This window comes from Ruegeria sp. P8 (assembly GCF_056534665.1).
In genome coordinates this window covers 1-10,016 of the sequence record NZ_JBQERC010000034.1, presented here as the reverse complement: position 1 = coordinate 10,016, position 10,016 = coordinate 1, and the positions used below count along the sequence as shown (strand labels likewise).

The following is a 10,016-nucleotide window of genomic DNA, read 5'->3' as shown; positions in this document are numbered from 1 at the left end:
CCAAAGGCCCGCAACCAAGCGGGCCTTTTTCAATTCAATCCCCTCAAAGCCACCTCAAGCTTCAAAGCAATCTCCCTATGCGCTGAGGGGCTTAAACGTCTACGGTAACGGCGATGTAGGATTTGCGCGCCTCGTCCGTGCGGATGTCCCACACAACCGGCGTGTCCTTTTCGATGATCCAGCTGTCGCCCGGCCCATAGATTACGGTTTCGCCGGTGCCCCATTGGTCAGTCCACTTCACCATCCAGCAAAGTGGCATGTTCGTGGAACCTGTAAGTGACCCGGTACTTGCCGCGCGTAGCACTATATTGGCCACCGAACACAGGCGCGTCCGGATTACTTATGTCGAAACTGCCTGCGCATTTGATCTCACCCTCAATCGTCTCCGAACCAATTGATTCAGGGCTGCCCCACAAATCCAATACATCTCGTTTCATGTTCTGAAGATAGGGGGTTATAAGACGTGCATTGGTCCTCATGTTATCAGGTCGTTCAAAATACGCTCCATCATCGCATCACATTCAGCCAATTGCTGAAGCGACAGGTATTCGTCGGGCTTGTGTCCCTGACCTTCCATCGAGCCCGGTCCGCACACCACGGTTGGAACGCCAAGCTTCTCAAAGAACCCCGCCTCTGTCCCAAAGGCAACTTTGGTGGTGGTGGTGCGTTGTGCTAGTTTTCGGGCATAGGCAACCACCGGATCGTCGTCCCTGACGTCTAGTCCGGGATAGGCGTTGTACTGTTCAACCTCGATCCGAGCCCCGCGCCAAGCCGCATGATAGGGTCTCGCCACACGATCCGCTGCTTGTTGAATACGGTCGAACAGGTCCTCGGCGCGATCAACAGCCAAGTGGCGGTATTCGAATGTCAGCTCCGCCCGATCAGGAACAATATTCAACGCCATTCCCCCCGAGAGTTTGCCAACATGAACCGTCGTATAGGGGATGGCATAAGCTGCGTCGCGCGCGCCGTTAAAGGCGAAATCTTCCTGAAGCGCGCGCAATTCGGCCAGGAAATCAGATGCAAGATGCAACGCGTTGACAAACCGGGGTGCCAGCGCGGAATGGCCGTTTTGCCCATAGCAGGTGGCGCGCAAGGCCGCCTTGCCCTTGTGGCCAACCGCCACCTGCATTTCTGTCGGCTCACCCACGAAACAGGCGCGCGGTCGGCCAATCATTGGCTTGAGTTGGTCCAGCATATGCTGAATGCCAACGCAGCCCACCTCTTCGTCATAGGACAGCGCGATTTTCAAAGGTTCGCCCAGTTTGACCTGGGTCGCGCGGTCCGCCAGCGCCAGTATCGACGCGACATAGCCCTTCATGTCGGTGGTGCCTCGCCCGTAAACCTTGTCACCCTCACGGGTCAGGTGGAACGGATCACGAGTCCATGGCTGGCCCTCGACCGGCACGACATCGGTATGGGCGGACAACAACACGCCCGGACCCACCGGGCCGGTTTCCGCGTATATTCCCGCCTTGGTGCCGGTTGGATCATCAATGCGGCGCACGGAAAACCCACGCGCCGCCAGATAGTCAGTGACATAATCGATCAGTTCGAGGTTGGACTTGGCGCTGACCGTGTCAAACCCGACAAGCCGATCAAGAATATCCAGGGTCTGCGTCATATCAGTCGACAGCCAGTTCCGTGATTTCACGGCGAAACGGCAAATCATCCCCGATATCCGGCGTATCGAGTTCACGCGCATAGCGGTGACCTGCATATGTCGCCCAGGCAATGGGCCCTGGCGCATTGGCATCACCGATCAGTTTGACGGTCTTGATCCCCGCATCGGCCCAGTCGCCTTCGCGGGCCATCAGGTCTTCAAAATTCTGGTCGTTGCCCACACGCGAGGCGACCATGACCACGGCATCCGCCTCGATCCGCCAGGTGCGGTCGGTATAGGTACAATTCGACACGACGTGATCGGGGTGGATTTCCGTGATGCCCTGGTTCAGCACGATGTCGACACCGGCCTCGACCAGACGCGGATGGATCGCGATTTGTTCCAGCGTGTTGTTGGTCCAGTCGCTGACATAGGCCGAAGGCGTCACCAGCGTAACCTGTGCCCGGTTCTTGGCCAGCAATTCGGCCAGAACGCCGCCCATGTAATAGTGGTCGTCATCGTAAACCACGACACGGCCTTCGGGAATGGTTCCGTCCATCAGATCGTCCGGGGTATAGATCTTGGCCCCTTCGGCGATCGGCATCGGCACAATGTGCTGACGCGCGACACCATCGCAACGCCATGTGGAGCCGGTGGCCAGACAGATGTTCTGAAAGCCAAACTCCAGAATGCTTTCGGCATCCAGTTTACTTTCGAAATAGGTTTCGACATTCGGCTTCTGGCTGATCTGGTATTCCCGATATTCCAGAACGCGGCCCCAGGCGCTGAGGCCCGGCAGCTTGCGCTCTTTCGCGACGCGACCACCCAGAACGGTGGTGGCTTCGGCAATCGCCACGTCGTAACCGCGTTCGGCCAGGGCGCGTGCCGCTTCCAGACCGGCAGGACCAGAGCCCACGACCAGTACGTTTTCACTATCGCCCTTCTGGTTCATCCGTTCAGGGTGCCAGCCCTTGCGCCATTCTTCCATGAACGTGGGGTTCTGGGTGCAACGGCTGATCGACATGGTCATGTCGCCGGTGATGCAGATGTTGCAACCAATACATTCGCGGATATCGTCGATCCGGCCTTCCTCGATCTTTTTCGGCAGGAACGGGTCGGCGATCGAGGGGCGGGCGCAGCCGATCATGGTCAGAACGCCGGATTTGATCTGCTTGACCATCGTATCGGCCGAGGTAAAGCGGCCCACGCCTACAATCGGCTTGTCGGTCAGTTCCTGAATGCCGCGCACCAGGTTTTCCTGCGCCGATTCATCCTTGAACCGTGACGGGCCCGAGCAATCTTCCCAAGTGCCTTGCGCCAGATCCCAAAGATCCGGCAGGTCTTTGTTCATCTCGATATAATCGCGCACCTCGGCGTTTGAGAAACCAAGTTCGCCAATGGTCTCGTCCAGACTGACACGCAGGGCGATACCCATCGTGTCGCCCACAGCATCCTTGATATCTGCGATCACTTCCTGGCTGAATCGCGCGCGGTTTTCCAGGCTGCCGCCATATTCGTCCGAACGCTGGTTGGTGGCGCGGCTCAGGAAGTGCTGGAAAATGCCAAAGCCGTGAGCGCCGTACAGGTTGATGAGATCAAAGCCTGCCTCTTTCGAGCGTTTCGCCGCATTCACAAACCAACGGCGCAGATCGCGGATATCGGATTTCGACAGCGCGCGCGCCTGAACCGGATCATTGGTAAAGGTTCGGATCGGAAGCGCCGAGGGGGCCAGTGGCACTTCCTTGGTGTAAAGGTTCGGACCGTTGATGCCGGAATAGGCCAGCTGGATACCGGCGAGCGCGCCATGCGTCTTCATTTTCTCGGACATCTTGCGCAATTGCGGGATGTCCTTGTCTTCCCACAGGCGCAGTTCGATGAACGGGGTGATTTCCGATGTGTGGTGCATTTCGCACTGCTCAGTGAAGATAACACCCCAACCACCTTCGGCCTTGATGCCGCGCATCTCAGCCGCAGCGGACGGGTCACGATACCCGCCACCGTTGCAGTGCGGCACCTGATAAAACCGGTTTTTTGCCGTGAGTGGCCCGATTTTCACCGGTTCAAACAAGATATCGTAACGTGGGTCGCGCAATTTCGCCTCCTTCGCTCCTGACTTGTCAAGCAAGATACAGGTAATCGCGCCGCCCGAAAGTTGGGCTTGCGAAATCAACGGTTAGGTTTCGGCTAATTGTCGGTGCGCTTACTTCACTTTGCCTTCGATTCCCGGCAAGGCATTTTCCTTAATAAAGTCAGTACAGTAGGTGATAAACGATTTGACCGAAATCGTGTTCTCGGCATCTGTGGCCATCAGTAGTCCAAGACGCATCGGGCGCTCATCTCCCAACAGGGGAATGGTGCGCAGCGGTTTTCCGTCCGGCGATAAGTTGTTCAGGGGTTTGACATTGGCCAGCCCGAACCCGTACCCGTTCGCAACCAGACTGCGCATGACCGCCATATCCTTTGTTTTCTCGGCAATGAACGGCTTTTTGCCGATCTTCTGGAAGAAGGACAGGAAATAATCGGCACTGAAGGGCAGATCGAGCAGCACCATCGGATAATCGGCCAGCATCTCAACAGATACAAACGGGTGCTTGGCAAGCGGATGGCCCTCGCAAACCATTGCGTAGGGCGGTAACTCAGCCAGCGAGACAAAGCGAAGGTCGGCAGGAATATCCAGATTATACGTAAGCGCGATATCAATTTCGGCCCTGCGAATATTGCTGAATATATCGGCCTGGTTCAATTCGTACTGACGAACGCGCACCTCGGGGAAGGCATCCTCGAACTTGCGCCGGATGCTGGGCAGGATCAGCTGAGCAAATGTCGACAGGCATCCGACATTCAATGGACCCCGCGCAACCCCCGCGATATTGCCAGCCAAATCCATCAGACCTTCCGCTTCGCGCAGAACGGTATGTGCCTTGTCAAGCATCGCCCGGCCGGCCTGGGTCAATGATAAACCCTGTGCATGCTGCCGAACGAACAGGGGTAGTCCGAATTCCTTCTCGAGCTGAGAAATCGCCGCCGAAATCGACGGCGACGAAACGTTGACCTTTTCAGAGGCAACCGCGATTGAGCCTGCCTCGCCGACCGCTACGAAGTATTCAAGCTGGCGCAAGGTGTATCTGATCGGCAAGTGCGGGCCCCTTTGATGGTCGGGATCAGGCCTTGTATTTGATCCACGTCGTTTTCAGAGCAGTATACTTTTCAAGAGAATGCAAGGACAAGTCACGGCCAAACCCTGACTGTTTCATACCCCCGAAAGGCGTCTGCGCCGAGAGGGCATCGACAGTGTTTACCGACACTGTACCCACCATCAACTTGTCGGATACCCGGCACGCGCGGCTCAGGTTATCCGTCCACACCGAGGCCGCCAAGCCATAGATCGAGTCGTTGGCCATCGCCACCGCTTCGTCTTCTGAGTCAAACGGAATAACTGACAGGACAGGGCCGAAGATCTCGTCACGGGCCAGCGGGTTGTCGTGCGAAACATCGTCAAAGATTGTCGGCTGGATAAAGTTGCCTTTGCCCGCAACTGTCACCTGCGCACCACCTGCAACCAGATTGGCGGTTTTTTTGCCTTCCTCGACAAACCGCATGATCCCCTGCGTTTGTTTTCTGTCCACGATTGCGCCCATTTTCGACGCTGGGTCCAGCGGGTTGCCGGGCTGCATGTTGGTGGCGCGTACGATCAGTTTTTCGACAAATGCGTCCTTGATCGAGCGTTCAACATACAGGCGTGAGTTGGCCGAGCACACTTCGCCCTGATTAAAAAAGATGCCAAATGCTGCCATGTCGGCTGCCGTATCCAGATCCTCGCAGTCGGCGAAAACCAGATTGGGGCTTTTGCCGCCGGTTTCAGGCCAGACCTGCTTCAGATTCGACTGGCCGGAATATTGCATGAACATCTTGCCGATCGCGGTCGAGCCCGTGAAGGCCAGGCAATCGACATCCATATGAAGACCCAGCGCGCGGCCAGCCGTGGCGCCAAAACCGGGTACCACGTTGAAGACCCCGTCGGGCACACCGGCTTCGGCCGCCAGCTCAGCAAGGCGCAACGCCGACAGGGGCGATTGTTCGGCAGGTTTCAACACGACCGAGTTGCCCGCAGCCAGTGCAGCGGCCCCTTTCCACGTCGCCATGTCCAGCGGGAAGTTCCAGGGCGTCACCGCGCCGACAACCCCCAAAGGCACACGAGAGACCAGCGCCAGATCGCCTGGAGCAGTTGGCGCAACCTCGTCATAAATCTTGTCGATGGCTTCGGCGTACCACTGGAAGAAATGCGCCGATCCCGGGGCATCTATGGTCACGGCGTCGTTGACCAGCTTGCCCATATCCAGACTGTCCAGCAGCGCCATCTCTTCCAGGTTTGTGCGGATCAGGTTCGCCAGTTTCAGCAATATTTCTTTACGGCCACCAGGGGCCATACGCGACCAGCGCCCGTCTTCGAATGCGGCGCGGCCAGCTTCAACGGCGCGGTTGATGTCAGCCGCGTCCCCTTCGGCAACCTGCGCCAGAACTTCGTCGGTTGCCGGGTTGATGCAATCAAATGTCCTACCTGACGCGGCGTCGACGAATTTGCCGTTGATAAAGGCCTGACCCTTGATTTTCAGGTTTGCGGCACGGGTCTTCCAGTCTTCGTGTGAATGGTCCGGCATTCGGATACTCCCTGATTATTCGTCGCCCGGCACGCCGTATGAAGGTGCTTCGCGCGGATCAAGCGCGCGCTGGACATAGGCGTTAAGCTGCGGTTTGTAGATGTCCCAGGCGGTGGCGATGTTTTCGATCGGGCAGTCTTCGGTCCAGTCGCAACGCAGATCCGCCACCGGCCAACTGACCTTGTCAACGATCTTCATGCCTGCGGAATGCACCGGACCAGCCTCGCCACCTGCGGCAAGGGCCGCGCGCATGGCCGCGATCAGGCGATCACCGATATGACCCGATGCTGCAAGATACCCATCGACAATCGCCTGCGGCACGGTGTCATTGGCCAGAAGATTTCCGCCAGACGCAACATTTTCAGCCTGCGCCTGTGTCCAGATGCCCAACGAGTTTGGACCCGAATGGATCGCTGTCGTCCCGTTTGCGTCAACCGCCAGAACCTGCCTGTATTCGATGAACTTACCGCGCTTTACGACCTCTGCCACCGCGTCGGCTGCTGACAACCCCTGTTCCATCAAATCCAGCGTGAGCGGGCCAAGGCTGGGATCGGTGACATTCTGCGAGGCAACAGCGCCAACACCTGCGCGCGCGAACGAGCAGCGGGCGGCGACGGCCGGTGAAGACGACGAAATCGCCAACCCGAACATTCCGGTGTCGGGACAGCGCGCAACCAGAGAAAAAGTCATGAACGACTCCTGTGAAGAAATCCCAGACCGGGCCGCTCTGAGCAAGAGGAGAAAGGAGCCAGAGCGGCCCGGTCATCCCAAGTTAATCGGGAATAACTGCGGTTCCGTCTATTTCGACAAGCCAGTCCGGCCGTGCCAGAGCTTGCACGACAAGGCCGGTCGAGCAGGGATGCACACCTTTGATATACTCGCCCATGGTGCGGTAGACCGCTTCGCGATGGCGGACATCGGTGATGTAGACGACAACTTTTACCAGATGTTCCATCGAGCCGCCGGCTTCTTCGATCAGCTGCTTGATGTTTTGCATGACCTTGTGGGTCTGTTCGGCCGGGTCATGGCTGTCAATATTGACGGCGTCATCCAGGTTCTGCGGGCACTGACCGCGCAGATAGACGGTTTTGCCACCCTGGGTGACGACAGCTTGACACAGGTCGTTGTCCAGATTCTGTTCGGGATACGTGTCCGACGTGTTGAATTTGCGAATGCGTGTGTGCGCCATTTCGGTGTCCTGCTTTTGTTGGTTTATTCTGCGGCTGAAGCGATGATGGCAGCTTCGCCCTGATATTTGGCGTAAGAGCATTGAATCGCAATCTGGTCGGCCACGTATTTGGCGTCATGCCAAACACCCCAGAGGAAAGACGAACCGCGACGCGATTGCCAGGGCAGACCCAGGAAATAGACGTCAGGTGCCATGGAAACCCCACGCTGGTGGATCGGCGCGCCACGCTCGTCAAAGGCGTCTTCCTTGAGCCAGTTGAAATCCTGACGGAAACCGGTTGCCCAGATGATCGTTTTCACGCCTTCTTCGGCCAGGTTAATACTGTTCAGCGGGTTCGCAAGGCTGTCCGGATCGGGATGTGCAGCGCGGGCTTCGGGCTCTTCCGGCAGGTCGATACCGGTGCGTGCGACATATGCGTCAGCCATGTCCAGAACTTCCATGTAGTTTGCGTCGCCCTTGGCCACGTTTTCCCGCAGGTCGCCCTTGAAGCTGAGAATACCATCGGCATAGCTTTCTGTCAGGCCAGCCAGGGTCACGCCTTCGTTGCCCAGACGGCGGAAATCCATGGTGCGCCCGCCATAGGCACCGCTAACTGAGATGGTCACGTGTTCAGTCCCCGGTGCAGGTGCCGCCATGTCCCACAGGCCCAGAACACCTAACCACCAAACGAAATCACGGCCGCGGTATCGACGTGGCGGGCGATCATGCGGACCAACCGACAGGAACACCTTGCGGCCCGCGCGATTCAATTCGTCCGCGATCTGTGCACCTGACGACCCGGCGCCCACAACCATGACGGCGCCATCGGCCAGTTGTTCAGGGTTCTTGTAGTTGAAGGAGTGGATCTGTTCGATGTCTTCAGAGCTTGGTACGATTGGCGGAAAAACCGGATGCTGGAACGCGCCGGTGGCCGCAACGATGCGGTTGCATTCAATCTCACCCGCGGTGGTTTTCACCAGAAAACTGCCCTTGCCGGGCTGGCGGGTTGCTTCCATCACTTCGACACCTTCCCGGATCGGCGCCTTGATCATTGCAGCATAGTCAACCAGGTACTGAGCAAACCGGTCCTTGGTGACAAATTCATCAGGATCGTTGCCGTCAAACAGCATGTTCGGGAAGCGGTCATGCCAAGCGGGGCCGTTGGCCACCAGCGCATCCCAGCGGCCAGTGCGCCACGCTTCGGCCGTGCGGTTCTTTTCCAGCACGATATGCGGGACATTGTTGTTGCTCAGATGCTCACTCGCCGCGATACCGGCCTGTCCTCCGCCAACAACCAGCGTATCCGTCGTTTCAATCGTCATATCGAGATCCTCTATTAGGCACTTCGAGGGTCGCTACCCAAATGGGCGCATCCTTTTTGTAATCTTAGAAATCAACGACGCTTCTGAGAAATATGATCTCGTTAAGCATTGCTTGGGCTATGGCTAAGACCAGATCCCATTTCGACTAGGTTGTGTCGCAAACTTTTCGATGGACCAAAGCCAGCTTTATGCCAGACGCAGCTATTCTGCGATCTCGGCGAATAGCTGGAAGCCAGAGGTCGTATCAATGGCGAATTGATTCTTCCGGATCATGTTGGCTACCTCAATGCCAACCAGTGTGGCTGAAACCGATCTGAACGACTTGAACCCACGTAAGTGCCGCATGCGTCGTTTGATGAATCTGTGATCCTGCTCGATCATATTGTTTATATGCTTTGACCTGATCGTCTGTACTTTGGCGGGGCATCCGAACCGATTAAGGACTTTGTTCACTTCTCGAATGCCCGCTGCATTGGCACCGCTCTTGTCGATTACGATTTTGTTTGGGATTCCGTTTGACGACAGTGCTTTAGCAAAGAAATTGGTCGCTGCTGGACGATTTCGCCGTTCGGAAAAGCAGGAAATCGAGGGTGTTTACCGCTTTGTCACCTCCGCGATAGCGATCTTCCAATTCCCGCGCACGCGAATATAGGTTTCGTCCAAACTCCAGAAATTCTGAGTTGGACGCTTCTTTGATTGCGTACGAGCAGCAACTATCGGCGAGTACTTCGCAATCTACCTATTCTATGTGGCGTGCTCAGCTCACATACCGCGTTCAGCCATGATCTCTTCAAGGTTCCGATAGGAAACAGTGTACCGCAGGTAGAAGTAAACTGCGTACAAGATTGCATCCTTGGGGAAATGACAGCCTATCAAGGAAATCATGCGGAAACCTGTTGGAGAGCAAAACGCAAACAACAAACATCGCTGCATATATGCTCGTCAATCCGGACCGATAGTTTGCGACACATCCCGCCGTGCGTCTTCGACAGTTCAGCAAGCGTCATTTCCGCACGGATCGCTTCAAGCGCGACCTTGGCTTTGAGTTCACGAGAGCGGTTCATTCTCGAGCCATTCTGGGTTGTCTCTCTCTTCATTCGATCCATCTTAAAAAATGGTCCGGTTCCCCGCGGCGACCTCTCCCCGCAGATATGTGATCTGCGGGGATATTGAGTTTTTGTGTGGATTACCTGCTGCGCCAGGCCTGTGTGCGGGCCAGGATGCCTTTTGATGCCATCAGATGAAAGATCCGGGCGGCTGCGTTG

The 10,016-nt window shown here is 56.7% G+C and carries 9 protein-coding genes and 2 pseudogenes; all 11 read right to left on the bottom strand.

Annotated elements, in window-relative coordinates:
- Positions 1 to 91: 91 nt before the first annotated feature.
- A complete protein-coding gene (locus ACR0BZ_RS19385) occupies positions 92 to 241 on the bottom strand; it encodes a cupin domain-containing protein (RefSeq protein WP_480921045.1) in 150 nt (49 codons plus the stop codon).
- A complete protein-coding gene (locus tag ACR0BZ_RS19380; RefSeq protein WP_480921044.1) occupies positions 228 to 479 on the bottom strand; it encodes a hypothetical protein in 252 nt (83 codons plus the stop codon). The genes ACR0BZ_RS19385 and ACR0BZ_RS19380 overlap by 14 nt, the downstream gene beginning before the upstream one ends.
- Entirely contained in the window at positions 476 to 1,624 is a 1,149-nt protein-coding gene (gene argE, locus ACR0BZ_RS19375; RefSeq protein ID WP_480921043.1) for an acetylornithine deacetylase, read from the bottom strand. The genes ACR0BZ_RS19380 and argE overlap by 4 nt, the downstream gene beginning before the upstream one ends.
- Position 1,625: 1 nt before the next feature.
- Positions 1,626 to 3,695 (bottom strand): oxidoreductase, encoded by a 2,070-nt coding sequence (locus tag ACR0BZ_RS19370; RefSeq protein WP_480921042.1) that lies wholly within the window; start codon positions 3,693 to 3,695, stop codon positions 1,626 to 1,628.
- 108 nt (positions 3,696 to 3,803) lie between these two features.
- The gene (locus ACR0BZ_RS19365) at positions 3,804 to 4,739 is read right to left on the bottom strand and encodes a LysR substrate-binding domain-containing protein (RefSeq protein ID WP_480921041.1); all 936 of its coding nucleotides are present in this window, start codon (positions 4,737 to 4,739) and stop codon (positions 3,804 to 3,806) included.
- A gap of 25 nt (positions 4,740 to 4,764) precedes the next feature.
- Positions 4,765 to 6,261, bottom strand: coding sequence for an aldehyde dehydrogenase (locus ACR0BZ_RS19360; RefSeq protein ID WP_480921040.1), 1,497 nt, complete (start codon positions 6,259 to 6,261; stop codon positions 4,765 to 4,767).
- A 15-nt stretch (positions 6,262 to 6,276) separates the two neighbouring features.
- Positions 6,277 to 6,951, bottom strand: a complete 675-nt coding sequence (locus tag ACR0BZ_RS19355) for a DUF1028 domain-containing protein (RefSeq protein WP_480921039.1) — start codon at positions 6,949 to 6,951, stop codon at positions 6,277 to 6,279.
- An 82-nt stretch (positions 6,952 to 7,033) separates the two neighbouring features.
- On the bottom strand, positions 7,034 to 7,450 hold the full coding sequence (locus ACR0BZ_RS19350; RefSeq protein WP_480560829.1) for a RidA family protein: 417 nt from the start codon (positions 7,448 to 7,450) through the stop codon (positions 7,034 to 7,036).
- 23 nt (positions 7,451 to 7,473) lie between these two features.
- The gene (locus ACR0BZ_RS19345) at positions 7,474 to 8,751 is read right to left on the bottom strand and encodes a flavin-containing monooxygenase (protein WP_480921038.1); all 1,278 of its coding nucleotides are present in this window, start codon (positions 8,749 to 8,751) and stop codon (positions 7,474 to 7,476) included.
- 201 nt (positions 8,752 to 8,952) lie between these two features.
- A pseudogene (locus ACR0BZ_RS19340) lies at positions 8,953 to 9,636 on the bottom strand (IS6 family transposase).
- Positions 9,633 to 10,016 (bottom strand): annotated as a pseudogene (locus ACR0BZ_RS19335) (hypothetical protein); the annotation flags it as partial. The pseudogenes ACR0BZ_RS19340 and ACR0BZ_RS19335, both read right to left, overlap by 4 nt.